Genomic DNA, 22,642 nt, shown 5'->3' with positions numbered 1-22,642 from the left:
GGTTCGGGCCGCGTGGCCGTCCCTATTCGTCGCCCTGATACAGCGGCGACTCCGTCGTCGTACACTCCGGGCGGCCACAGACGCCGGCCTCGTCGCCGGCGCGCTCGACGCCCGCCGAAAGCGAGGGGAGTTCCCACGTCGCTTCGTGGCCCGTCTCCGTCCGGTGTGTCTCGATGAACTCCCGGGCCGCCCCGAGTTTCTCGAAGGTCTCCGTTCGGTCACACGCCGGACAGGTGACGGTGACGTGCTTTTCTGCCATTGGATTCATTACTGCCGTCGCGTACTTACCGCTGGCGCTTCCGTCGGATTCCGTCGGCACGGTCTCGGCGAGTGAGAACCGACGACGGATATAACGCCCTCTGGACCGAATACCAACCCGTATGACATCAGACCGCGTGGTCGACCTCCTCCGGAAGGCCTACGGCGACGAGATGGAGACCGTGATGAACTACCAGACGAACGCCATCGTACTCGACGGCGTTCGTGCCGAGGAGATAAAGGAGAGCCTCCAGCAGGACATCCAAGAGGAGCTGGGTCACGCCCAGCAGCTCGGCAACCGCCTCAAACAGCTGGATGCCCGCCCGCCCAGTTCGGCGGAGTTCGTCGCCCGACAGGACTCCCTGCAACCGCCCGAGGATTCGACCGACGTGCTGTCGGTCATCGAGGGCGTTCTCGAAGCCGAGGAGGGCGCCATCGACACCTACCGGGCGCTCATCGACGCCGCCGAGGAGGCCGACGACCCCGTCACCGAGGACCTCGCGGTGACGATTCTCGCCGACGAGGAAGCCCACCGAACCGAGTTCCGCGGCTTCGAAAAGGAATACCGGAACGAGTAGACCGTCTCGGAGTCAGCGTTCGGGAGCGGCGTGGCCCTCGCGGACCGATATCTCGGCCCGCCGCCCGTTCAGGGACTCATCGTTCGGTCCAGTAGAGAAACGCGAGAACGACGATGAGCACGGCCTGCACGGTTTTGTCGACGTATCCGAGCGTGGTGTATTCGCCGGCATTCGCCACGTACCACAGCGGGAACTGCACCACCGTGTACACGATACCGACCGGGTAGAGGAGGCGCCGACGGTAATCGAGCAAGAACAGGACGATGGCTCCGAGGAACCCGACTCCAGCGAGCGAGACGGGGATTCGCCCCTCGATAATGCCGGCGTACACGTGGATGACACCGGTAACGAACACGAGCAATACGGCGAACCAGTGGCCGGGTGTGAGCGATTCCGTCTTCAGGTATCCGCCGGAAGCCTGTGCCATGGTATCTATCGTATCGCCTTCCATTTAAATATCTCCTCGAATACGCTCGTAGGAACGCCCGAGTGAGGCAGTTCTCGCGGCCCGGGCGACGGCCTACTCGGAGACGCCGACGATCCACCGCCACCGCTGTTCGAGCGTCCCGTCGACGGTATCGAGGAGTTCCACGGCCTTCTCGACCCGCTCGTCCGGCGAGAGTCTGGGATACAGCCGTGCGGCCATCGCCGGAATCTCGTGGAACAGCCGCAGGTCGTCGGCGGTCGTCGCGAACCGCCACGTGCCGGTCGATACCGCGAACGTCTCGGCAAGTGCGGCCTCGACGTCGTCGGTCCGGGTCGGAGAGCGGGAGTCCCGGTCAAGGGTCTCGAAGACGTCCGTTCCGTCGTCGGTGTACCAACCGAGCGGGGCGACGGCACCGACGACGCCGCCCGTCCGAAGCACGCGTTCCGCCTCCTCCACCGCCACCGTCGGGTCCGGCACCAGAAAGAGCGAGGCGGTGAAGGCGACGCCATCGAAGGTCCCGTCCGCAAAGGGGAGGTGGTCGAAGTCACCTTGAATGCAGGGCGACCCGCTGTTCTCGCGGAGCATCTCGCGACTGATGTCGAGTGCGACCGTCCGTGACGCCGCCTCGCCGAAGACGCGCGTGCTCACACCCGACCCGGCGCCGGCATCGAGGAGGGCATCGAGCGTTCCGTCCCCTCGCGCGGCCATCTCGGCGTACAGGAGTCGCGCGAGGGCGGCAAACCGGCCGGTTCGCCGCTCGTAGGCGTCGTAGGCCGACACGCTGGCATCGAAGTTCGCCTTGATAGCGTCCTTCATCGGTCGAGGCGGTATCGTCGCACGCCGCCGTCGGTCGTCGATTCGATGCCTCCCTGCCGTTCCAGTCGCGCGAGCGCGCCGACCGACTCGAATATCGTATAGGGCCGTTTCTCGAGGTTCTCGACGCGCGTTTCGGTCACCTCGTAGGCCGTCGCCTCGCCGAGGTCGCTCAGGGCCGTCCGGCAGTCCTCGGCGAGCCGTTCCAGCGACGCGCGGTCCCGGTCGACGACGGCCTGAAGGTCATCGAAGACGGGGCCGTGGCCGGGATAGACCCGCTCGATATCGGGCGCGACGGTTTCGAGGGCGTCCAACCCGCGATGGAAGGCGTCTATCGCCTCGTAACAGTCGTCGTCGAGGCCGACGTGGAGCGCGGCGGGGCGGAACGGTTCGACGGCGGTATCGCCCGCGAAAAGCACGTCCTCGTGTCGGAACGCCGCCTGATTCTCCTGATGACCCGGGACGTGAATCGCCTCGAACGCGAGAGGCCCCGCCTCGGCCGTCTCGCCCGGCGAGAGTTCGACGTCGATGTGTTCGGGGGGCAGACACTCCCGGTTGCGGCGGAGCGAATCGACCGCCCGGTCGACCTCCGTTTCGGGGTCGGGAACGCCGACCTCGGTCGCGTTCGTCCGGACCGCGGCCGCGAGGTCGTCGGTATCGCGTCGGAGTCGCTCGCGGACGCCGTCGAGGGCGTACACGGTGGGGTCGGCCGCCTCGACGACCGTCGCGGCCTGCCCGCCGTGGTCGGTGTGCGGATGCGTTATAAATAGGTGGTCGATATCAGCGAGTTCGTAGCCCGCCTCGGCGAGCCCGTCCCGGAGGGTCTCGGTACCGGCCTCGCCCGGTGCTCCGGCGTCGACCAGCACGGGTTCGTCGGTATCGACCAGATACGCGTAGGCGGTATCGGGCGGCCACGGGATATCGAACTCGATGCGGTGGACCGACACGGAATCCATCGACGGCGCTTCGCCGTGGGGTCTTATAAACGGTGTGCTGCCGTCAAAAGGAACCGACTCGGCGGCGGCGTTCCGTCGCTACTCGCCCGCCAGCCACGGCAACTCGATGCGGTCCCGCCGTCCGTCGAGAACGCCGAACGCCTCCTCGCGTCGGAGTTCCAGCCACCGGAGCAGGCGCTCGGCCCACAGCAGTTTTCGGGCCTTCGTCCGGTCGACGGTCGGGTCGTCGAACTCCCATCCCGGGAAGACCAGTCGCTCGGCACCGCAGGCGTCCGCGAGGAACGCGGCCCGGTCGCCGTCGGTGAACCCGCCGGGATTGACGACCGGGCCGAGGGGTTCGGCCTGCGTCGTCGGGAGGACCGACGAGGCGTCGAACGCCGGTATCCATTCCCGGACGGCGTCGAGGTTGTCACCGTGTGCGTGGGCCGCGACCGGCGTCCCCGCCTCGGTCAGTGCCTCGGCGGTCTCGGGATTCTTGTCGAGGTCGGTCACCATGCAGTCGACGGCGATGCCCGCATCCCGGAGGACGTCGGCGGCGATGGAGGCCGCCACAACGCTATCGGCTCGACGGACGGCATCGAGGTCGCCGGCCAGCGAGGCCGCGCCGCCGCAGACGGCGACCGTCCCCGAGAGGTCGACATCGTCGACGGCGAGCGGCCGTTCGCCGTCCACTAGTTCCGCGAGGGAGTCCCTCGCCCGTTCGTCGGCGGCCGGGTCGAACCCGAAATCCGAGCAGATCGCCTCGTAGGCTGGTCGCCACTCCGCGTATCGCATAGCGACACTCCGGCGTCGCCACTAAATAGTGTTAAGACTGGGCCCAGAGCGCACCAAGGTACCCCTACCCAGATGTGCCCTCCGGGCTTCCATCTGCCCATTCCGGTCGCTCTGGTATAAGCTTTCTCGTACTGCACGTCACTCGTCCGACATACGTCAGACGCGACGAGGTGCCCCGAATAGTCCTCTAAGCCGCGCTTACGAAGTGAGTAAGCAGTGCTTAAAGGTGCGTGAGGTTTGTCACGAACCACGATTCGATGTCCTCGTCGGCGACCGCTCGCTGGAGGCGGTCGAGCCGGTCGGCGCGTTCGGGGCGGTCCATGTCGACGGCCCGCTCGATGGCGTCGGCGACCGCGGGGATGTCGACCGGATTGACGGGAATCGCCGCCGGACAGAGCGATTCGGCGGCGCCGGCGAACTCCGAGCAGACCAGGACGCCGTCGGCGCCGCGGGAGGCGGCCACGAACTCCTTGGCGACGAGGTTCATCCCGTCGCGTTTCGAGGTGACCAGACAGAGGTCCGCGTTCCGATAGAGGCCCAACAGGGCGTCTCGCTCTACGGGTTCGTCCAGATACACCACGGGCGTCCACGAGTCGGTCGCGAACCGGCCGTTTATGTCGTCGATGCGGTCGACGACTTCCCGGCGATACCACCGATAGGAGTCGATGTGGGTCCGGCTCTCGGTCGCCTTCTGGACGTACACCAGCCGTCCGCGCAGCTCGGGTCGCCGCTCCCAGAGGTGCGCCAGCGCGTCGAGGCGTTCGAGGATGCCCTTCGTGTAATCGAGGCGGTCGACGCCGAGGGCGACCGTCGTCCCCTCGTCGAACCCGTGGCGCTTGCGCAACGCTCTCCAGAACCGCCCGGCGTCGGCCGCTCGGGCTTTTTTGGCTATCGACTCGGGGTCGACACCGATGGGCGCGACGAACGTCTCGGCCGACCGGCCGCGATAGCCGACCGTTCCCGCCTCGAAATCGACCGCCTCCGGTTCCAAGAGCGCCTCGACACACCGCAGGAAGTTCCGGCGGTACTGCTCGGTGTGAAAGCCGACCGCGTCGTTCGCCAGCAGGCCGTCCAGCAGGTCCTCGGTGTGCGGCGTCACGGCGAAGGCGTCCGGGTGGGGCCACGGGATGTGCCAGAACTGTGCCAGCGACGCCTCGGGCCGCTCGGCGCGGACGTGTCGCGGCGCCCGCGCGAGGTGGTAGTCCTGAAACCAGACCGTCTCGTGGCCGCTTTCGAGGACCTCGTCGGCGAACCGCCGATTGACTGCCTCGTATGCGTCCCAGAAGCCCGGTTCGACGCGGAGGTGCTCGGTCGCCAGATGGCAGACCGGCCACAGCACCTGATTGCTGTAGCCGTAGTAGTAGTCCTCGACCTGCTGGCGTCCCAGCGGGACGCGATGGAGCGTGTAGTCGCCAGTCTCGGGCGGCATCCGAACGACGCCATCGTCTGCGACCTCGGGGTCGAAATCCGCGTCACCGCTACCCCACGCTATCCACGTACCGCCGGCCGCTCGGAGGACGCCGTCCAGCGCCGTCACGAGGCCGCCCTTCGGACGCGAGACCTCGATGCCGTTGGCGCCGTACTCGTGAACGTACGGCTCCCGGTTGGAGACCACCGCCAGCGAACCCACCTCGACCGGGGTGCCGTCGATATCCTGCATCTACACCGTCTAGCGGCCGAAACGCGCTTGAATCCTGTCCTTCCGGCCGAACGGACCTCCTCATCGGTGGCGTCCTACTGGCCGATATGCCAAGGTATTACTCCGTGACGCCGCTGTATTGCGGTAATGCGAACTGTCGATGTTGGCGGGATTCCCGTCGGTGACGGCCACCCCCCGCGAATCATGGGCGTGCTCAACATGAGCGTCGAGTCGAACTACGACCCGAGCGTCCACGGGACGCCGGAGCAGGCGGTCGCCTTCGCCGAGGAGGAACTCATCGCCGAGGGCGCGGACATCATCGACGTCGGCTTGCAGTCCTCGAACCCGAAGAACGACTGGCTCCCGCCCGAGGTCGAACTCGAACGACTGGACAAGGCGCTGGCGGTAATGGACGCCGTCGACACCGACGCCGAGGTCGCCTGGTCCATCGAGACGCGCTATTCGGAGGTTGCCGAGCGCGCCCTCGAAGGCGGCTTCGACCTCGTCAACGACGTCTGCGGGTGGGCCGACCCGAAGATGCCCGACGTCTGTGAGGACCACGACGCCGCGGTCATCAAGATGGCCAGTCCGCCGGACATCAAGAGTCCCGGCCACCTGAAGACCATCGACGACGTCTTCGAGGCCCTCCAGCGCGGCGGCTTCACGGACAAGACAATCATCGACCCGGCCTTCGGCGGCTGGTACGACGAGAAGACCTACGAGGACAACTGGGAGATGTTCCGCCGCCTCCGGGAATTCCGCGCCTTCGGCCGGCCCATCGTCACCGCGACCAACCGCGAGGACTTCCTCGGCGACATCGCCGACCGCCCCGATACCGAAGATCAACTGCCGGTCAGCCTCGCGGCAGCGACGATGGAGGTCGAACGCGGCGCCCACATCATCCGCACCCACGACGTGGCCGAAACCCGGGACGTGGCGCTGGTCGCCCACCACCTCGGCGACGACCGCGTCGTCACCGACGAGGAGGCTCGCGTCGTCGAATTGACCGGGACGACCCGCCGCGAAGTCGAGCGAAGCATGACGCTCCGTGACGGCACCGGCGACCCCGAGGAGGGCGCGACGCTTTCCTTCCTCGTCGGCGAGTTGCCCGAGGCCGACCGCGAGGCGCTCGTGGCCGCGACCGAGGACGCTGGCGGCGTCGTCGGAACGGGCGACGGCGACTGCTATCTGACCGGCACCGTCGCGACGCTTCGGAGGGTCGCCGCCGCCGTGAGCGGCCGTTCCGAGGAACTGTCGACTGTCGCCGGCGAAATCCGGGCCGCCGCGAGCCGCCACGCGTAGGCGAGTGCCGCCGGCCCGCCATGCGAAGTCCCTTTTCAGTTCCCGAGACCGGTTGAACGTTTATAAACGACACTCGGGCAAGTAGTCGTATGGCACCTGCGGACCTCCTCGACGTTCCCGAACTCCGCGCGGAGTTGGGAGGCGCACTCAGGACCGTCGCAGTCGGCGATATCGAGAAGCGGGAGTACGAGATTCGCTACATGCGGTCGGACGTCGCCGACCAGTACTCGGGGGAGATACAGGACCGCATCTTCGAGGACCTCGTGTTCGAGTACGTCGGCAGTCCCGCCCGAGAGGACGACTTCGAGCCGCTCGGCGACCTCCAGTTCACGACCCGGACCTTCGAGAACGGCCACGTCGTGATGTGCTGGGGCGATGACGTTTTGCTCTACGTCACGCTCGACCCCTCCTCGTATTTCGTCCCGCCGACCATGCGACTGCTGGAAGACCAACTCCGCCGTCACGGGTCCTGATTCGAGGGCAAGACGCCCCCCGCCGCGGGACGGACGCGCTTATACGCTCCAATCACGAAGCCCCGGATATGGCAAAGGTCTCTATCGCGCTGCGGGGATGGCGCTTCGACGAGGAAGAGGTCTTCGACGAGGACGGGGAACTCCGGCCGATGGAGGAGGTCTCCGAGGAGACGCGCCAGCGACTCATCCGCCTGCGCGTCGTCGCCGGCGAACCCTGTGACTGCTGTTGGCTCCTCAACGAGGAGAAGGAGGACTGCAACGTCGCCCGCATCGTCTACGGCGAACCGCTCGGAGAGGTGCTCCTCTGTCCCGAACACGAGGCGGACTTCCTCTACTGGTTCCGCGAGGACGACGGTAGCCGCGAGAAGGGCAAGGAACACTTCGCGGACGTCTTCCACGAGTGGTTCGCGGCCGGCAACCGCGCCCCCGAGGGCTACGGTGGGCTCGACCACGTCGACACCGAACCCGACGAGATTCCCGCCCCCGACATGGGCGAGGACGTCCCCGAACTCGAAGAGGCCATCGAGGAGATGGACGACGAGGCGCTCGACGACCTCGGCATGGACTACTCCGATCTGACGTGACGCCGAACATCTCCGTCGCCGTCGTCGACCCCGAGACGCCCGGCAACGTCGGCACCATCGCCCGCGGCATGAAGAACTTCGGCCTCTCGGACCTGTATCTCGTGGACCCGCCGGAGTTGGACCCCGAGGGCGAGGCCTACGGCTTCGCCGGCCACGCCCGCGAGGACGTCCTCCCGAACGCCACGGAGGTCGATTTCGACTACCTCGTCGACAACTTCTATACGGTCGCCACCACGGCGACGACCAACGAGGACGCCACCAAGCACGTCCGGTATCCCTTCCTCGAACCCGCGGACCTCACCGACGAACTGGCGGGGCTCGATGCGGACGTCTGTATCGTCTTCGGCCGCGAACGGGTCGGCCTCTCGAACGAGGAACTCGCCCGCCTCGACCGCGTCTGCTCGATTCCGGCCGACGACGAGTACCCGGTCCTCAACCTCGCACAGGCCGCGACCATCGTCCTCTACGAACTCCGGGAGTTGACCGTCGAGGAGACCCAACATCCCGACGAGGCGCACGAACGCGCCAACGAACACGAAATCGAGGGCCTCTACGAGACCTTCGACGACTACCTCCACGACGTGGGCCACCCCGAGGAGAAGATAGACAAGACGAACCGGCTGTTCCGCCGCCTCGTGGGCCGCGCGCAGCCGACCGGCCGCGAGGCACGGACGATGCGTGGCGTGTTGCGGCGGGGTGCGAAGATCGGAAACGGCGAGATTCCGCGTCCGGCCGACGAGAATCAGTAGGTCGCTTCGAGATACGCCGCCGCTTCCCCGACCAGTTCCGGCCGACGCGTCCAGAACCCGTGGTACGACTCCGGCTCCCGCTCCTCACAGAGCAGGGTCCCGCTCCGTCCGCCGCCCTCGAAGACGACGAACCACGAGCCGGTAATCTCCTCGTTCTCGCTTTCGATAACTTCGACGCCGTCGAGCGGTATCGTCGCGTCGGGCGCGCCGTAGACGCGGATATCGACGCCCGACCCGACGATGTTCTCGTAGAGCCGGGTCACGTACTCGTCGTCGGCGACCCGCGACAGTTCCTGAAAGCCCACGTGGAGCGTTCCCTGCCCGGTTCGGTACGCGAGCAGTTCGAACATCCGGCTGGCGCGAACCAGCAGCGGCTTTTCGACGACCGAAAGACCCGTTACCGTACTGTCGACGTGGTCGATGATGGGCGACAGTTCCGAGTCCTGTACCTGTAGTTCGTCGAGCGACAGCGACGACAGCAATGCCCCGAGCGGTTCCGCGACGAGGAACTCCCCGTTTCGGTGGAGCATCGCGACGCCCTCGGGTACTTTCGGCGTTTCGATGGATTCGAGGGTGACGTTGAGCCGGTCCATCCGGGTTCGTAGCGGCCCGAGGTCGGTCCCGCCGGGGTTGTACACGGACAGCGTCAGCCGCGTCGCCTCGACGCGGCGGATGAGCGCACCGAGGCTGTCGACGGTCGGTTCCCCGCTCGACTCACGAGACGTCGATGGCACCGCCTCGACCCGGTCGATGTCGCTCTCGAAGGGTTCCCAGTCCGTCGGGTCCTCGCCGGGGGGCTCGATGCGAATCTCGCTTCCGGTTGCTCCCTCGCGCAGTTCGATGCGGCCGTCGAACAGCGGTTCGACCGTCGACTGGACCTGTGCGGCCACCGACTCGGTGTACAGCGCGGCGACGAACAGGCCGTCGTGGCCCGTCGCTCGCGGTTCGAGGACGTTCAGGAACGCGAAGAGCTGTTTCCGCTCGACGTAGACCGACAGCGTCGTCAACGAGTCGAGACCGACCCGTACCGATAGCCCGCCTTCGACGAACGGGTCGAGGAACTCCGAGACGGCGATACCGATGCTCGTCAGGTCCGCGGGCGAGGAGACGCGGCGAACGAAGCGGTCGTCGAGTCCGTCCGCCTCGCGTTCCTCGCCGGTACAGTCGACGATGGCCACCGGGCCCTCCGGGTCGTCCATGCGTTCCAGAAACGATTTCGGGTCGGTGTCGGTGAGAACCGCTATCGACGCTTCGCCTTCGCGTGGCGTCAGCACCGCCGCGAGCAACCCGTCCATTCCCACCATCGGCGGCCCGAGACAGAGATAGGAGCTACCGCCGGGGAGCCGAGGAACCGGGGCCGCCCCACGCGTCGAATACATATCCGTAACTTCGCCCGAACGCGCTAAAAGCTGCCCCCGACCACGGGCGTCGATGCGGCGGTCCGGCCTGCGGGTTCGCGAGCCTCAGGTTCGCTTGCCGATTTCCTCGCGCAGCAACTCCGAGACGACCTCGCCGTCGGCCTTTCCGCGGAGTTGGCCCATGCACTCGCCCATCAGCCCCGAGAAGGCGCCCATCCCCTCGGCTTCGATTTGCTCGGCGTTCCGTTCGACGACCTCGACGACGACCTCGCGGACGTCCTCCCGGGAGACACCGCCGAGGCCGGCCTCCTCGATAGCCTCCTCGGCGGAGAGGCTCGGCTCCTCGGCGAGGGCGGTCAGCACGGGGTTGATGCCCTCGTTGGGGAGGTCGCCGTCCTCGACGAGTTCGAGCACCGAAAGCAGGTGGTCCTCGGTCAGGTTCTCGACGGGCACGTCGTCACGCCGGAGTTCGGTCAGCGTCGATTCGAGGGTCCCCGCGGCGGTCGTCGGGTCGATGCCGCGGTCGACGGCCTCCTCGAAGGTCGTCATGAAGCGGCCGTAGGCGACCTGTTCGGCGAGGCTCTCGCCGAGACCGAGGTCCGCCTGGTACCGCTGGACCTTCTCGGTCAGCAGTTCCGGCGGTTCGACGTCGGTGAGGTCCGGTTCGACGGGCGGGACGTCGGTCTCGGGGTACATCCGCGCCGCGCCGGGCAGCGGGCGGAGATATCGGGAGGTGCCGTCCTCGTTGGCGCCGCGGGTCTCCTCGGGGACCTCCTCGATGGCGACCTCGGCGCGGTCGGCGACGGCCTCGATGGCCCCCTCGGCAACGTCGGCGTCCGCCGCCACGAGGGCGACGGCGTCCCCCGCTCGCGGCTCATCGCCGCTCGCGCCATCCGAGGCGCGTGGCGCCTCGCGCGCGTCGACGGCCTCACGTAGCGCCTCGACCTCGTCTTCGGTGACGCCGTAGGCCGGCAGTTCGTCGGTATGGAAGATGCCGCCGGCGCCGTGGCGCTTGGCGTGGTCGGATAACTCGGTGCCGAGGCGGCGGTCCGGCTGAATCTCGCGGCCGACGAGACCGTCGAAGCCCTCCAGTCGGACGGCCGTGACAGCCTCGGCGCCCGAAATGACGCCGCTGTCGGTGTCGGCGAAGACCTCGCTCACGTCCTGTGGCTCCGCGACGGCGGCGTCTCGCTCTTGGAGTTCCTCGGCGATATCGAGCAACGCGACCTGTCGGCCGACCTCGTTTTCGACGAGGTCGTCGATGTCTTCGAGGCTCTGGACGCCTTTCATCTCGACGCGGGCGCCCTCCGCGATGGAGACGTTGACGTCCTGTCGGATGGTGCCGAGGCCGCGTTTGACCTTCCCGGTCGACCGCAGGAGCATCCCGATGCGCTCGGCGGCCTCCAGTGCCTGCTCGGGGCTCCGGATGTCGGGCTTGGTGCCGATTTCGACCAGCGGAATGCCGAGACGGTCCAGCCCGTAGGTGACGCCGGCGTCGTGTTCCTCGATGCGGGCGGCCGATTCCTCTTCGAGCAGCATGTCGGCGATGCCGACCGGGCCGTCGTCGGTCTCGATTTCGCCGTCCGTCGCGATGAGTGACGAGCGCTGGAAGCCCGAGGTGTTCGAGCCGTCGACGACGATTTTCCGCATGACGTGGGCCTGGTCGACGACTTCACAATCGAGGAGCGAGGCGATCTCCATCGCCGTATCCAGCGCCTCGCTGTCGAGGCGATGCGGCGGTTCGTCGTCCTCCTCGACGAGGCAAGTCGTATCGAAGGCGAGGTACTCGAACTCGCGGTCGACGCGGCTCTCTTCGAGCGCGGCCTCGTCGAGTTCGCCGAGTTCCGACTTGGTCGGGTGCAGATAGCGACTGAAGGAGCGCGCCGATTCCTCGGGTTCCCGGCGCTCCGTCGGGCAGTTACAGAAGAGCTTCGTCGCCGTATCGAGTTGCTGGTGTATCTCCAGCCCGGCGACGAGCCCCAGCTCGTCGTAATCGTAGCTCATTACGAGTCGGTCCGGCGGGCAACGCCAAAAAAGGCACCATATGCCGGACGGTCCAGCGGGATTCGGCGGGAGCCCCTACTCGAAATCGCCGCGTTCGAGCGCCGCCCGGAAGACCATCCCCAGCGTGAGATGCTGCCGGGCGGCGTCCGCGATGGTCCGACCGGCTTCGCGTTCGTCGCCGAAGGTGTACTCCTTGGTCTTTACCAACTCGCGGCGCTCGAGGGGGCCGCCCTCACAGAGGTCGTGCAGCCGGGGATAGAGGGTGCCGGGGCTGAGTGCGGTATCGAAGTCCCCAGCGAGGTCGTCGAGCAGTTGCTTGCCGTGGGTGTCCGACGACCGCATCGCGACCAGCGCCAGCAGGAGTTCGTCCAGCGAGGCCTTCACCTGCGAGTCCTCGAACTCGAACTGGCTGTCGCCGAACAGCCCGTCGATGGTCTCGTCGACGGTTCTGGAAACGGGCGTGCCGACGTCCGTCGCCGTACCCACGTCGAGTTCCGAACGCAGTCGCTCGACCGCCATCTCGTAGTCTTCCTCCGACGCCTCGTTGCTCGGTGTCCCGTCCCGCGACATACGACGATAGAACAGGGTCAGGTACATAAGCCGGCCAGCGCGTTCTCAGAGCACGAAAACGCCCCGACGGCACATACGGGCGAGCGGAGTCCGTTACAACCGTCCGTATCAGTTGTACTCCCGCCAGCGGTGGCCGCACTCCTTACATTTGAAAAAGCGCGTCGGCGGTTCGTCGGCGGCGCCGGTCTGTTTGATGGTGTACCACGCTTCGCCGTGGCCGCATTCGTCGCAGGTGACGTCGTCGGCGGTCGGCTTGCCCTCGAAGTCGGCGTCCTCCGAGGACTCGATGACGTCGTCGTCGGATTGGGCCTCCGTCGAGACGAACTCCTCGGCTCTCGCGGTGTCCTTCGGCTCGCGGGCGCCACAGGACGAACAGACCATCTCGCCGTCCTCGGCGTGCATCATGGAGCCGCATTCGTCGCAAAACTGCATGCACGAAGCTACGAACGGGGTCGGCAAAAGCCTGCGGACTGCTAGTCCTCGAGGACTTCCTCGGCGGTCCCGCGGCGCTGGGCGACCACGGGACAGTTCCGGACGCGGAACCGCTCCGTATCGAGCAACTCGACGATTTCGGTCCCTTCGTTCGTACACGCGACCTCCGGGGGTTCGGCGAAGAACTCACACCGCTGGCAGAAACTCCGCTTCTCGACGATGGCCTCGTCGGCGTCGGTCGCTACGTCGTCGGCGCCGACGACCGTCCCCTGAAGGGTCCCTTCGCCGTCATCGAGGGAATCCGCGTCGTCCCCGGAGTCCTCGCCTTCGTCGGCGAGTTCCGCCCAGACGTCGTCCTCGTCGATGTCCCCGACTTCCATCTCGGTGAATGGGTCGTCTATCGGTTCGCCGTCGGCGATATCGTCGATATCGTCGAACGGGTCCGTCTCGACGTCAGGGCCGGCGTCCGTCGACCCGTCGCCGTCGGTCCCCCGGCCTTCGTGGTCGCCGTCGTCGGCGTGGTCGTCGTCACTCATCGTCGGCCTCCAGGGCCGGCGGTTCGGCCCCCGTCAGTTCCGCCTTGCCGATACCGAGCGCGTTGCCGAGCACGGAGCTCGGCGGTTCGACGTCGCGGACCTCGGTACCGCAATGCGGGCAAGCGGGTTCGGTCAGCAGACTGAGACGGACCGATTCCCCACAGGCCGCACACCGGGCCTCGACGACGTCGTGTCGGTTGGCCTGCCGTCGGATGTGGTCGAGTCGTTCCTCGCGTTCGGTCGCCGCGGTCCCGTCCTGTTTGCGCAGCGCGACGACGACGCGGGCCAGTCGGTCGAGTTTGGACTCGACATCCGAGAGCCTCGCTTCGATTTCGTCGACCTGTTCTACCGTCGTGGAGACTTCGCTGCCGACGTCTTCGAGGTCCGACCCGAGGCCGTCGACGCGCTCGGCGAGTTCCCGCGTCTCGGCGTGGCTGTGGTCCTTCGGGGCACGCTCTTTGACGGCATCGCGGACCTGAAGCACCCGGTCGCGAACGTCCTCGATGTCCGCCCCCATCTCGGTTTCCAGCGAGTCGATGCGGCTCGACAACTCCCCGATGTCCTCGTTTTCGCCGGTTTCTGACGCCTGAAGACGGCTCTCGACGACCGCCGAGATGCGTTCGTCGAGTTCCGCCTCGTCCGGTACCGAAACCGCCTCGTCGTCGAGGTCCGCTGCCGCTCGATAGGTACTGACCAGTTGCACGAGTAACTCCTCGCGGTCGGTGTCGAGCGCGGCCGCCCGTTCGTCGAGCCACTCCTCCAGTGGTGGCGGTAGCGTCACAGCCAACTCGGACCCATCGGCCGACTCGGTAGCCATCGACTGGTCGTACTAGCGACAGGAAGTTAAGAGTTCGGCCCCGTTCGGCGGTGAGACTACCGAATCTTGCGAACGTCGCTGATGTCGAAGCCGGCGTCGCCGATCTCCGTCTCGAACCGGACGATGTTCTCGTCTTCGATGCGCGAGAGGACGCCCCGGAACTGCTTGACGACCATCGTCCGGGCGCGGGCCGACCCGCCGCTTTCCCACTCGAAGGAGAGCGTCCCGTCCGCGGCGTCGACCAGTTGCCCGTGGCGGACCTCGTCGAGGGTCTCCCGCGTGACGTGGACGAGGATGAGCCCACCCCATTCGTAGGCGGCCCGCGAGAGCCCCTTCAGAAGGACCGGAATATCGCTCCACGGCAGGCTCTCGGTCGTCGAACTGATGAGGTCCGCAAGCGAGTCGATGACGACGAGGTTCCCCGGCGCGTGTTCGGTGAGTTGCTCGCCGAGGGCCTCCGGAACGTCCTTGCGGTCCTGGGTATCGCCCAACTCCGAGATGTTCGTCGTCCGGGCGGAGTACCACTCCCGGGGGACGGGGCTCAGACGGAAGAACTCCGGCGAGAGGTCGTGGAACTCGACGTTATCGATGGCCGAGTCGATTATCTCCTCGTCCATCGCCCGCACCATCTCGCGGCGAACCTGCCGCTCCTCGGAGGTAAAGGAGACGTAGTGTACCTCGTCGGGCGATGTCGCGTCGGGACTGATGCCGCCGTAATAGAGGTCGAAGAGGTCCGGGTCGGTCTCCGCGAGCCCGTTCATGACCGCACACGTGTACATGAACTCCCGGGCGCCGGCGCCGGCCTCCCCCGAAAGCAGGACGACGCTGCCGGGAGGTGCGCCCCCGCCGATCGCCGTATCCAGCCGCTGGATCCCGAACGGGATTCGATTCATGTGTCGACCTTCGCCGCCGGGACCTTAAATTGTTCAGCCGTTTTGATGGGTTATCGCCGCGCCCTCGTTCCGTGGTGCGACGACCCGGACGTCGCCGTCGACGCCCGCTTCCGCCAGCGCGTCTTCGGCGACCGACCGGGCGGTATCGGCCAGCGAGGCGTCGGTCACGCCGTAGACGGCCGGCCCCCACGACGATTGTCCGACGCCGCGAACCGACGGCTGGTCCGCCAGCGCGTCGATGAGGCGGCCAGCAGGCGGTCTGTACACGCCGCCCTGCTCGTCGGCGTACCACGCGCCGTTGAGTCGGCCCAGAGCGCCCACCGCGTCGCCGAAGGCCTCCAGTCGCCCCTCGGCGACCGCGGGCAGGAGGCGGCGCACCAACAGGGTCGCCACGTCGTCGGCCACCGACGGGTCGGCGTTCTCGACGACGGCGCGCATGCTCTCGTTCTCCGTCTCGCCGCTGCGGCCGGGTTCGGCGTCGGGCAACACGAGGACGAACCGCCACGAGTCGGGCAAATCGTGGCGGGCGACGACGGCCGGCACGGCCCATTCGCCCCGTTCGGGCGGGGCCGTCGTGAACCGCTCGGTCGGATGGCCCGAATCGACGATGAAGCCGCCCGCCTCGAAGGCCGCGACGCCGACGCCGCTTCGGCCGCCGCGACCCAGTTCGGGCGCGCGCTCGCGAACCTTCGGGTCCATGTCGTGAGCCGCCGCGACGACCGCTAGCGTCGCCAGCGCCAGCTGTGTGCCGCTTCCCAGTCCGACGTGTCTCGGCAGCGTCTCCTCGACGCGGACGCGCGCGCCGTCGACGCCCAGCAACGCACAGGCCCGTTCGGCGTATTCCGCGACGAGGCCGTCCTCGCAGGCCACGCCGTCGGCGGGGTCGGCCTCCAGCACCACGCGTGGCTCGTCGAGCGTCGCCCCGACACCGCCGTAGAGGCGCTCGTGGGCGAGCGAGAGGTTCTGGAAGCCGAAGTGGAGACGAGCCCCGGCCTCGACGCGGGCGCACATGGGCGGGGCTTGGGCGGTGGCTTAAAAGCCGGTTTCGACAGCGGCAGGGACGCGGCGCTCCCACGCGTCGGCGGACATGTTCGGTGGTCCCCAGCAAATACTGACCAGTATGCGGGCCGTTAAGTCCGTCGGCAGTAAGAGTTCGCTATGAGCCAGCAGGACACGCCCGACCGCGAACCGGGCGACTACGACAAGCCCGAGAACCTCCGGAGCCGCGAGGTGACGGAGGGGGCCGACCGCGCGCCGCATCGCGCCATGTTCCGCGCGATGGGGTTCGACGACGAGGACCTCTCCTCGCCGCTCGTCGGCATCGCCAACCCCGCCGCCGACATCACACCGTGTAACGTCCACCTCGACGATGTCGCCCAGTCGGCGCTCGACGGCGTCGACAACGCCGGCGGCATGCCCATCGAGTTCGGCACCATCACCATCTCCGACGCCATCTCGATGGGCACGGAGGGGATGAAGGCCTCCCTCATCAGCCGGGAAGTCATCGCCGATTCGGTCGAACTCGTCTCCTTCGGCGAGCGCATGGACGCGCTGGTCACGGTCGCCGGCTGTGACAAGAACCTCCCCGGCATGATGATGGCCGCCATCCGGACGGACCTCCCCTCCGTGTTCCTCTACGGCGGGTCCATCCTCCCCGGCCAACACGAGGGCCGCGACGTCACCATCGTCAACGTCTTCGAGGGCGTCGGCGCCTACGCCGAAGGCGACATATCGGGCGAGGAACTCGACGACCTCGAACGGCAGGCCTGTCCCGGTGCGGGCTCCTGCGGCGGGATGTACACCGCCAACACGATGGCCTCCATCTCCGAGGCGCTCGGCCTCGCGCCGCTCGGGTCGGCCTCCGCGCCCGCCGAGTTCGACGAGCGCTACGAAATCGCCGAACGAGCCGGCGAACTCGTCCTCGAGTGCATCCAAGAGGACCGCCGCCCCTCCGACATCATCACCCGGAAATCCTTCGAGAACGCCATCGCGCTCCAGACGGCCATCGGTGGCTCCACGAACGCCGTGCTCCACCTGCTCGCGCTGGCTGCCGAGGCCAGCGTCGACCTCGACATCGAGGACTTCGACGAGATCTCCCGCCGGACGCCCAAAATCGCGGACCTCGCGCCCGGCGGCTCTCACGTCATGAGCGACCTCCACGAGATCGGCGGCGTCCCCGTCGTCATCCGACGCCTGCTGGAGGCCGACCTCTTCCACGGCGACCAGATGACGGTCACGGGTCGCACCATCGAGGAGGAACTCGAACTGCTGGAGGAGACCGGCGCGCTCCCCGACGAAGAGGAGATTGACGCCGAGTTCCTCTACACCATCGAGGAGCCGAAGTTCCCCGAGGGCGCCATCAAGATCCTCAAGGGCAACCTCGCACCCGACGGCGCCGTCCTGAAGGCGACCGGACAGGACGAGTTCTACCACGAGGGGCCCGCCCGCATCTTCGAGAACGAGGAGAAGGCGATGAAGTACGTTCAGGAGGGCCACATCGAATCGGGTGACGTCATCATCATCCGCAACGAGGGCCCGCAGGGCGGCCCCGGAATGCGCGAGATGCTCGGCGTCACCGCCGCCGTCGTCGGCGCCGGCCACGAGGACGACGTCGCGCTGCTGACTGACGGGCGCTTCTCGGGTGGCACCCGCGGTCCGATGATCGGCCACGTCGCCCCCGAGGCCTACGTCGGCGGGCCCATCGCCGCGCTCGAAGACGGCGACCACATCACCGTCGACATTCCCGAACGGACCATCTCGGTCGACCTGACCGACGAGGAACTCGACGCGCGCCTCGACGACTGGGAACCGCCCGAACCGAACTACGACAACGGCGTCCTCGCGAAATACGGCCAGACGTTCGGGTCGGCCGCCAACGGCGCGGTCACGAACCCCGGCGTCAAGCGCGAGGACTGAGTTCGGGCAGCCCGGAATGTCTTTTATAAGATTAGTCGGTGCAGCGCCGAACGAACTATCGCTTATTAGGGAGTATATAAAGAAAGCATGCGCCGAGGGGGTGTCCGAAGGTCACCCCCGAGGCGGTTCGCCGCGCCGACCGGAGGGAGGCGCGGGACCAAGGCCCGACCGTATGGGAGGGCCGCCGTGTCTTTTTCATCGAAGTTTTTGCCGGCGCGCTTCGCGCGCCGTGCAAAAAGTTCGGGGTATCAGAAAGTAGGAAGGTTCTCCAACTCGTCCGTATGCTCCTCGGCGCCCTCGAAGGCGTCGCGGGCGATGACGCGCTGGTGGACCTCGTCGGCGCCGTCGACGATGCGGAAGGCGCGGACCCCTTCGTAGAAGTCCGCGAGCGGGAGGTCCCGGGAGATACCGGAGCCGCCGGTACACTGGATGGCGAGGTCGATGGCGTCCTGACAGATGTTGGCGGTGAAGACCTTGGACATGGAGACGGGCACGCGGGCCTGCTCGCCGCGGGCGATTTCCTCGGCGGCGTGGCGGACCATCGTCCGGGCGGCGTGGAGTTCGGTCTCCTTGTCGGCGATGTCGTAGCGGAGCGACTGCTTTTCGGTGAGGTCCGTACCGAAGGATTCGCGGTCGCTCATGTACGCTTTGGCGATGGTCAAGGCGCGGCGGGCCATCCCCGAGAAGCGCATACAGTGGGTGAGTCGGGCGGGACCGAGCCGTTGCTGGGCGATGGCGAAGCCGGCGTTTTCAGCGCCCAGCAGGTTCTCTTCGGGCACGCGCACGTCGTTGAACTCGAATTCGGCGTGGCCGTGGCCGTCGAGGTCGGGGCCGAGATGCGGGATGTCGCGGACCAGTTCGACGCCGTCGGCGTCGGTGGGGACGAGGATGATGGAGGCACCCTGATAGGGGTGTGCGTCGGGGTCGGTGACGGCCATCGTGAGGATGACGTCGGCGTGGGAACCCTGCGTGGTCCACCACTTGTGGCCGTTGATGACCCACTCGTCGCCGTCCTTCTCGGCGCGGGTTCTGAGCATCTTGGGGTCCGAGCCGGCACCATCGCGGGGTTCGGTCATACCGAACGCCGAGCGGATGTCGCCGGCGACGAGCGGTTCGAGCCACTCCTCCTTCTGGGCCTCGGTGCCGACGAGTTCGATGGTGTGCATGTTCCCTTCGTCGGGGGCGTCGACACGCATCGCCGCGGCGCCGAGCAGCGAGCGGCCGGCCTCCTCGAAGAGGGGCAGGACGTCACGGAGGTCCATGCCCATGCCGCCGTGTTCCTCGTCGATCTGCGGGCAGTAGACGTTCCGTTCGCGGGCCTCCTCGCGGAGTTCCTCGATGACGTCCTCGCCGACGGGGCCGCCGCCGAGGTGTTCGCGTTCGGTCGGGATGACGACGTCGTCGACGAACTCCCGGGCGCGCGCTGCGAGTTCCGCTGCTTGTTCGGAGTCGTGGTACTCCATGCGATGCCGTTCTATGTACAACATTGTAAAAGAACCGGCGCCATTTATATCCGATATTCGAGAGGTTGCGGCAGTTATATGGGTGGTGGTGTCCCAAAACCTCTTACAATGTTAGCAGATTCGGAGCGTGTCGCGCCATGACCGACACGAGTTCCGAGTACTTCGAGCGCATCGTCGACGAGGAGGCGTTGGCCGAGTACCTCGAAGCGGAACTCGGTCCCGTCAAGGAGTACGACGTCCACCACCACCAAGAGGGCCACTCCAACGAGACGCTCTTCGTGACGTGGGGTGACCTCGAACTCGTCATTCGGCGGCCGCCGCCGGGCGACATCGCCGAGAACGCCCACGACGTGCTGCGGGAGTACCGCGTCGTCGACGCCCTTCAAGAGACCGATGTGCGCGTTCCGCGGACCGTCCTCGCGTGCGACGACCACGACATCATCGGGTCGGATTTCTACGCGATGGAAAAGGAGGAAGGCGACGTCCTCCGCGACGAGGAGCCCGACCGCTTCGCGAACCCCGACGCGCGTGAACGAATCGGCCACGAGATGGTCGACCGACTGGTCGAGATTCACAACGTCGACTACGAGGCCGTCGGCCTCGAAGAGGGCGACTTCGGCTACCCGCCGGAGTTCACCGAGCGACAGGTCCGCCGCTGGTCCGAGCAGTTGACGTGGGCCTTCGAGGTCACCGCCGAGGAACGCGAGGTCGAACAGCTCTACGACGTGATGAACTGGCTCTACGACAACGTCCCCGAGGACGACGAGTACCCGTCGACGCTCGTCCACGGCGACTACAAGCTCGACAACGTCATGTTCGCTCCCTCCGACGACCCGGAAATCGCCGCCATCTTCGACTGGGAGATGGCGACGCTGGGCGACCCCTTCACCGACCTCGGGTGGATGCTCTCCTACTGGAGCGAACCGAAGGACCCCGAACCGCCGACCCCATCGCTGGCGACGGAGTTTATGACTCGGGAGGGGTATCCGACCCGCCGTGAACTCGTAGACCGCTACGAGCGAAAGACCGGCTTCGAGTTCGACAACTGGAAGTTCTACTGGGTGCTCGCCGTCTACAAACTCGCCGGCCTCGGCGAGATGTTCTTCCGCCGCTATCTGGAAGGCAACTCCGACGACCCGATGTACCCCAAGATGCGCGAGGGCGTCCCCGCCTTGGCCGAGCGCGCGCGGATGATTATCGACGGCGAGATGGAGCTCTAACAACCCCACTTTTTGCACCTCCTTCGCGCGCCTTCGGCGCGCTCAGTCGGGCAAAAACGTGGTGAAAATATGCGCGCGCTCCTCCCGCCGCCTCGCTACGCTCGGCGTTAGTCGTCGCGCGCTACGCTGGCTCGCTTCGCTCGCCAGCGGGAACCGCCTCGAGGGCGTTTTTCAAACGCCCCTCTCGGCGGATGCTTTTCGTTACTTTCCACCCTTTATTGCCACCGATTGCCAAACCTATTTGCTCGCTCCGGAACAGTCGCTGTCATGCGAGTCGCAGCCTTCACCGACTTCGGCGACGGCGATGACGTCGAGATACAGGAACGACCCGACCCGGAACCGGGCCCCGAGGAGGCGGTCATCGACGTCGAAGCTTGTTCGATAAACCGCCACGACCTCTGGATTCTGCAGGGCGACTCGGCGATGGTCACCGACGGCGCACTCCCCTTCGTCTCGGGGCTGGACGCCGCCGGCATCGTCCGCGAGGCCGGCGACCGCGCGGCTGTCGCCGAGGGCGACCGCGTCTTGCTGTGTCCGAACCAGACCTGCGGCACCTGCGAGTTCTGCCGTGAGGGTCCCGAAACCCACTGCAAGCAGTTCATGCTCTATCACGGCGCCCTCGCCGAGCAGGCGCTCGTGGATGCGAGTCGATTGATTCCGCTCCCCGACAGCGTCGGCTTTCGGGAGGCTGCAGCCCTCCCGACGGCCTATCTCACCGCGTGGCGCATGCTCGATGTCGCCGATACCGGGCCCCGAGACCTCGTGTTCATCCCCGGTGCGACCGGCGGGGTGGGCGTCGCGGCGGTCCAACTGGCCGAGGTCCTCGGTGCCGAAACCATCGGCACCTCGACGTCGAGGCGCAAACTCGCCCGCCTGGAGGAACTCGGCTGTGACTCCACCATCCAGTCGGCCGACCCCGACGAACTCGTCCACGAGGTACGGGGCATCGGCGACGTCGATGTCGTCATCAACCACCTCGCCGGCGAGTTCACACAGGCCGGCCTCGAAGTCATGGACCGGGCCGGCACGATGGTTATCTGCGGGCGAACCGCGGGCGGGGAATCGTCGTTCGAGGTCGCGCCCTTCTTCCTCCAGCATCAGGAGATCGTCGGCTCGACGATGGGCACCCAGCCCGAACTGGAGACGCTCGTCGAGTTGCTGGCCGAGGGGGCTTTCGACCCACCGGTCGGTGACACCTACACGCTGGACGAAACCGGAGCGGCCTTCGACGACATGATCGAACGGGACGCTTTCGGAAAGTTGATCGTCGAACCGTAGTATGAGCGGGCGCCCGTACGGACCTCTTATACGGATTATTGTAGTCCTTTACCGGGCATCGCCGACCTGCACTGGCGATGTCCGGTAAATCGTTACAATAATCCGTATCAGCCGTCGCGGCCCTCAGCGGCATCGACTGCCGGCAGGGCGTAGTCCAGCGGCACGTAGACGACGAGCGCGAGCACCGCCGCGACTGCGAAGGGAATCAGGTACGCCTCCTCGAAGACGAATCGCCCGGCGAGGGCCACCATTCCCCCGCTCGCGAGGCCCATCCCGACTGCCGCACGGCGGGCGTGGCCGCCGTCGAATCCGGAGGCGTCGCCCCGTGCGGCGGCTTCCCGATACATGAAGTAGGGCAGATAAAGGAAGGTTCCGCTGCCGACGACGAGGCCGACGAGGCCGCCGAACAGCAGGTCGTCGAAGACGAGGTGGCCTAAATACGCGAACACGGGGACTGTCAGGACGAACGCGGCTTGCCCGAGCCGTTCGGGCGGGAGGACGCTCTCGTCGAACGGGTCGTTTGACATGACGTATCAGCCATATAACGGGAATAAAAAGTAACCCTTCGGGTGTGTTCGGTATCCGTATCGAACGATGAAGGG

Annotated in this window: 24 protein-coding genes; 8 read left to right on the top strand and 16 right to left on the bottom strand. The window is 66.8% G+C overall.

The window, feature by feature from the left end:
* Nucleotides 1-22: 22 nt before the first annotated feature.
* Complete coding sequence (locus tag U5914_RS11660) at nucleotides 23-259, bottom strand: DUF7542 family protein (RefSeq protein ID WP_336135941.1); 237 nt, start codon at nucleotides 257-259, stop codon at nucleotides 23-25.
* A gap of 121 nt (nucleotides 260-380) precedes the next feature.
* On the opposite strand from U5914_RS11660, the gene U5914_RS11655 reads away from it, so the two are divergent.
* A complete protein-coding gene (locus U5914_RS11655; RefSeq protein WP_336135940.1) occupies nucleotides 381-836 on the top strand; it encodes a ferritin-like domain-containing protein in 456 nt (151 codons plus the stop codon).
* Between the two features lie 76 nt (nucleotides 837-912).
* On the opposite strand, the gene U5914_RS11650 is transcribed toward U5914_RS11655, so the two are convergent.
* The 5 genes from U5914_RS11650 to U5914_RS11630 all read right to left on the bottom strand — a co-directional run bounded on the left by U5914_RS11650 (nucleotide 913) and on the right by U5914_RS11630 (nucleotide 5,466).
* A complete protein-coding gene (locus U5914_RS11650; protein ID WP_336135939.1) occupies nucleotides 913-1,263 on the bottom strand; it encodes a DUF7475 family protein in 351 nt (116 codons plus the stop codon).
* A gap of 93 nt (nucleotides 1,264-1,356) precedes the next feature.
* On the bottom strand, nucleotides 1,357-2,079 hold the full coding sequence (locus tag U5914_RS11645) for a class I SAM-dependent methyltransferase (protein WP_336135938.1): 723 nt from the start codon (nucleotides 2,077-2,079) through the stop codon (nucleotides 1,357-1,359).
* Nucleotides 2,076-3,032, bottom strand: a complete 957-nt coding sequence (locus tag U5914_RS11640; protein WP_336135937.1) for an MBL fold metallo-hydrolase — start codon at nucleotides 3,030-3,032, stop codon at nucleotides 2,076-2,078. The genes U5914_RS11645 and U5914_RS11640 overlap by 4 nt, the downstream gene beginning before the upstream one ends.
* Before the next feature lie 78 nt (nucleotides 3,033-3,110).
* Complete coding sequence (locus tag U5914_RS11635; RefSeq protein WP_336135936.1) at nucleotides 3,111-3,806, bottom strand: 6-hydroxymethylpterin diphosphokinase MptE-like protein; 696 nt, start codon at nucleotides 3,804-3,806, stop codon at nucleotides 3,111-3,113.
* A gap of 220 nt (nucleotides 3,807-4,026) precedes the next feature.
* Nucleotides 4,027-5,466: an alpha,alpha-trehalose-phosphate synthase (UDP-forming) gene (locus tag U5914_RS11630; protein WP_336135935.1), complete on the bottom strand. Its 1,440-nt coding sequence runs from the start codon at nucleotides 5,464-5,466 to the stop codon at nucleotides 4,027-4,029.
* 126 nt (nucleotides 5,467-5,592) lie between these two features.
* Between U5914_RS11630 and U5914_RS11625 the strand changes: the two genes are divergently transcribed.
* The 4 genes from U5914_RS11625 to U5914_RS11610 all read left to right on the top strand — a co-directional run bounded on the left by U5914_RS11625 (nucleotide 5,593) and on the right by U5914_RS11610 (nucleotide 8,553).
* Nucleotides 5,593-6,747, top strand: coding sequence for a dihydropteroate synthase (locus U5914_RS11625; RefSeq protein ID WP_336135934.1), 1,155 nt, complete (start codon nucleotides 5,593-5,595; stop codon nucleotides 6,745-6,747).
* Nucleotides 6,748-6,836: 89 nt separating this feature from the next.
* Nucleotides 6,837-7,220 carry a DUF7522 family protein gene (locus U5914_RS11620; protein WP_336135933.1) on the top strand — a complete coding sequence of 128 codons (384 nt, stop codon included), beginning with the start codon at nucleotides 6,837-6,839 and terminating at the stop codon, nucleotides 7,218-7,220.
* Nucleotides 7,221-7,288: 68 nt separating this feature from the next.
* Nucleotides 7,289-7,804, top strand: a complete 516-nt coding sequence (locus U5914_RS11615) for a DUF8114 family protein (RefSeq protein WP_336135932.1) — start codon at nucleotides 7,289-7,291, stop codon at nucleotides 7,802-7,804.
* Nucleotides 7,801-8,553 (top strand): RNA methyltransferase, encoded by a 753-nt coding sequence (locus U5914_RS11610; protein WP_336135931.1) that lies wholly within the window; start codon nucleotides 7,801-7,803, stop codon nucleotides 8,551-8,553. Before U5914_RS11615 ends, U5914_RS11610 begins: the two co-directional genes overlap by 4 nt.
* Here the strand turns inward: U5914_RS11610 and U5914_RS11605 are convergent.
* The 8 genes from U5914_RS11605 to U5914_RS11570 all read right to left on the bottom strand — a co-directional run bounded on the left by U5914_RS11605 (nucleotide 8,547) and on the right by U5914_RS11570 (nucleotide 16,174).
* Nucleotides 8,547-9,932, bottom strand: coding sequence for a DUF7504 family protein (locus U5914_RS11605; RefSeq protein ID WP_336135930.1), 1,386 nt, complete (start codon nucleotides 9,930-9,932; stop codon nucleotides 8,547-8,549). The genes U5914_RS11610 and U5914_RS11605 overlap by 7 nt on opposite strands.
* 84 nt (nucleotides 9,933-10,016) lie before the next feature.
* Nucleotides 10,017-11,915 (bottom strand): Glu-tRNA(Gln) amidotransferase subunit GatE, encoded by a 1,899-nt coding sequence (gatE, locus tag U5914_RS11600; RefSeq protein WP_336135929.1) that lies wholly within the window; start codon nucleotides 11,913-11,915, stop codon nucleotides 10,017-10,019.
* A gap of 75 nt (nucleotides 11,916-11,990) precedes the next feature.
* The gene (locus U5914_RS11595; RefSeq protein ID WP_336135928.1) at nucleotides 11,991-12,485 is read right to left on the bottom strand and encodes a PadR family transcriptional regulator; all 495 of its coding nucleotides are present in this window, start codon (nucleotides 12,483-12,485) and stop codon (nucleotides 11,991-11,993) included.
* A gap of 108 nt (nucleotides 12,486-12,593) precedes the next feature.
* Nucleotides 12,594-12,917: a transcription factor S gene (locus U5914_RS11590; RefSeq protein WP_336135927.1), complete on the bottom strand. Its 324-nt coding sequence runs from the start codon at nucleotides 12,915-12,917 to the stop codon at nucleotides 12,594-12,596.
* Between the two features lie 41 nt (nucleotides 12,918-12,958).
* Entirely contained in the window at nucleotides 12,959-13,453 is a 495-nt protein-coding gene (locus U5914_RS11585; protein WP_336135926.1) for a DUF8135 domain-containing protein, read from the bottom strand.
* Nucleotides 13,446-14,270 (bottom strand): hypothetical protein, encoded by an 825-nt coding sequence (locus tag U5914_RS11580; protein WP_336135925.1) that lies wholly within the window; start codon nucleotides 14,268-14,270, stop codon nucleotides 13,446-13,448. The genes U5914_RS11585 and U5914_RS11580 overlap by 8 nt, the downstream gene beginning before the upstream one ends.
* Before the next feature lie 56 nt (nucleotides 14,271-14,326).
* Nucleotides 14,327-15,163, bottom strand: coding sequence for an RAD55 family ATPase (locus U5914_RS11575; protein ID WP_336135924.1), 837 nt, complete (start codon nucleotides 15,161-15,163; stop codon nucleotides 14,327-14,329).
* 33 nt (nucleotides 15,164-15,196) lie between these two features.
* Nucleotides 15,197-16,174, bottom strand: a complete 978-nt coding sequence (locus tag U5914_RS11570) for a beta-ribofuranosylaminobenzene 5'-phosphate synthase family protein (protein ID WP_336135923.1) — start codon at nucleotides 16,172-16,174, stop codon at nucleotides 15,197-15,199.
* Nucleotides 16,175-16,321: 147 nt separating this feature from the next.
* On the opposite strand from U5914_RS11570, the gene ilvD reads away from it, so the two are divergent.
* Nucleotides 16,322-18,079: a dihydroxy-acid dehydratase gene (gene ilvD / locus U5914_RS11565; RefSeq protein ID WP_336135922.1), complete on the top strand. Its 1,758-nt coding sequence runs from the start codon at nucleotides 16,322-16,324 to the stop codon at nucleotides 18,077-18,079.
* A 248-nt stretch (nucleotides 18,080-18,327) separates the two neighbouring features.
* Here the strand turns inward: ilvD and U5914_RS11560 are convergent, their stop codons facing one another.
* Complete coding sequence (locus U5914_RS11560) at nucleotides 18,328-19,542, bottom strand: acyl-CoA dehydrogenase family protein (protein WP_336135921.1); 1,215 nt, start codon at nucleotides 19,540-19,542, stop codon at nucleotides 18,328-18,330.
* A 137-nt stretch (nucleotides 19,543-19,679) separates the two neighbouring features.
* Here U5914_RS11560 and U5914_RS11555 point away from each other — a divergent pair, with 137 nt between their 5' ends.
* Together U5914_RS11555 and U5914_RS11550 are read left to right on the top strand one after the other, a co-directional pair.
* Entirely contained in the window at nucleotides 19,680-20,762 is a 1,083-nt protein-coding gene (locus U5914_RS11555) for a phosphotransferase family protein (RefSeq protein ID WP_336135920.1), read from the top strand.
* A gap of 267 nt (nucleotides 20,763-21,029) precedes the next feature.
* Nucleotides 21,030-22,040, top strand: a complete 1,011-nt coding sequence (locus U5914_RS11550) for a zinc-binding dehydrogenase (RefSeq protein WP_336135919.1) — start codon at nucleotides 21,030-21,032, stop codon at nucleotides 22,038-22,040.
* 107 nt (nucleotides 22,041-22,147) lie between these two features.
* On the opposite strand, the gene U5914_RS11545 is transcribed toward U5914_RS11550, so the two are convergent.
* Nucleotides 22,148-22,567: a hypothetical protein gene (locus tag U5914_RS11545; protein WP_336135918.1), complete on the bottom strand. Its 420-nt coding sequence runs from the start codon at nucleotides 22,565-22,567 to the stop codon at nucleotides 22,148-22,150.
* Nucleotides 22,568-22,642 lie beyond the last annotated feature (75 nt).

This window comes from Natronomonas amylolytica (assembly GCF_037031205.1).
Lineage (GTDB): Archaea > Halobacteriota > Halobacteria > Halobacteriales > Haloarculaceae > Natronomonas > Natronomonas amylolytica.
Note: the sequence above shows the minus strand (reverse complement) of the source record. Positions and strands in the feature narration are given on the sequence as shown.

What these genes read in the sequence shown, in the direction of transcription:
- U5914_RS11635 (WP_336135936.1), bottom strand. Translation starts at nt 3,806, where the DNA reads ATGCGATACGCGGAGTGGCGACCAGCCTACGAGGCGATCTGCTCGGAT.
- U5914_RS11660 (WP_336135941.1), bottom strand. Translation starts at nt 259, where the DNA reads ATGGCAGAAAAGCACGTCACCGTCACCTGTCCGGCGTGTGACCGAACG.
- U5914_RS11630 (WP_336135935.1), bottom strand. Translation starts at nt 5,466, where the DNA reads ATGCAGGATATCGACGGCACCCCGGTCGAGGTGGGTTCGCTGGCGGTG.
- U5914_RS11655 (WP_336135940.1), top strand. Translation starts at nt 381, where the DNA reads ATGACATCAGACCGCGTGGTCGACCTCCTCCGGAAGGCCTACGGCGAC.
- gatE (WP_336135929.1), bottom strand. Translation starts at nt 11,915, where the DNA reads ATGAGCTACGATTACGACGAGCTGGGGCTCGTCGCCGGGCTGGAGATA.
- U5914_RS11615 (WP_336135932.1), top strand. Translation starts at nt 7,289, where the DNA reads ATGGCAAAGGTCTCTATCGCGCTGCGGGGATGGCGCTTCGACGAGGAA.
- U5914_RS11620 (WP_336135933.1), top strand. Translation starts at nt 6,837, where the DNA reads ATGGCACCTGCGGACCTCCTCGACGTTCCCGAACTCCGCGCGGAGTTG.
- U5914_RS11605 (WP_336135930.1), bottom strand. Translation starts at nt 9,932, where the DNA reads ATGTATTCGACGCGTGGGGCGGCCCCGGTTCCTCGGCTCCCCGGCGGT.
- U5914_RS11580 (WP_336135925.1), bottom strand. Translation starts at nt 14,270, where the DNA reads ATGGCTACCGAGTCGGCCGATGGGTCCGAGTTGGCTGTGACGCTACCG.
- U5914_RS11570 (WP_336135923.1), bottom strand. Translation starts at nt 16,174, where the DNA reads ATGTGCGCCCGCGTCGAGGCCGGGGCTCGTCTCCACTTCGGCTTCCAG.
- U5914_RS11575 (WP_336135924.1), bottom strand. Translation starts at nt 15,163, where the DNA reads ATGAATCGAATCCCGTTCGGGATCCAGCGGCTGGATACGGCGATCGGC.
- U5914_RS11595 (WP_336135928.1), bottom strand. Translation starts at nt 12,485, where the DNA reads ATGTCGCGGGACGGGACACCGAGCAACGAGGCGTCGGAGGAAGACTAC.
- U5914_RS11550 (WP_336135919.1), top strand. Translation starts at nt 21,030, where the DNA reads ATGCGAGTCGCAGCCTTCACCGACTTCGGCGACGGCGATGACGTCGAG.
- U5914_RS11555 (WP_336135920.1), top strand. Translation starts at nt 19,680, where the DNA reads ATGACCGACACGAGTTCCGAGTACTTCGAGCGCATCGTCGACGAGGAG.
- U5914_RS11560 (WP_336135921.1), bottom strand. Translation starts at nt 19,542, where the DNA reads ATGGAGTACCACGACTCCGAACAAGCAGCGGAACTCGCAGCGCGCGCC.
- U5914_RS11590 (WP_336135927.1), bottom strand. Translation starts at nt 12,917, where the DNA reads ATGCAGTTTTGCGACGAATGCGGCTCCATGATGCACGCCGAGGACGGC.
- U5914_RS11645 (WP_336135938.1), bottom strand. Translation starts at nt 2,079, where the DNA reads ATGAAGGACGCTATCAAGGCGAACTTCGATGCCAGCGTGTCGGCCTAC.
- U5914_RS11625 (WP_336135934.1), top strand. Translation starts at nt 5,593, where the DNA reads ATGCGAACTGTCGATGTTGGCGGGATTCCCGTCGGTGACGGCCACCCC.
- U5914_RS11545 (WP_336135918.1), bottom strand. Translation starts at nt 22,567, where the DNA reads ATGTCAAACGACCCGTTCGACGAGAGCGTCCTCCCGCCCGAACGGCTC.
- U5914_RS11640 (WP_336135937.1), bottom strand. Translation starts at nt 3,032, where the DNA reads ATGGATTCCGTGTCGGTCCACCGCATCGAGTTCGATATCCCGTGGCCG.
- U5914_RS11650 (WP_336135939.1), bottom strand. Translation starts at nt 1,263, where the DNA reads ATGGCACAGGCTTCCGGCGGATACCTGAAGACGGAATCGCTCACACCC.
- U5914_RS11585 (WP_336135926.1), bottom strand. Translation starts at nt 13,453, where the DNA reads ATGAGTGACGACGACCACGCCGACGACGGCGACCACGAAGGCCGGGGG.
- ilvD (WP_336135922.1), top strand. Translation starts at nt 16,322, where the DNA reads ATGAGCCAGCAGGACACGCCCGACCGCGAACCGGGCGACTACGACAAG.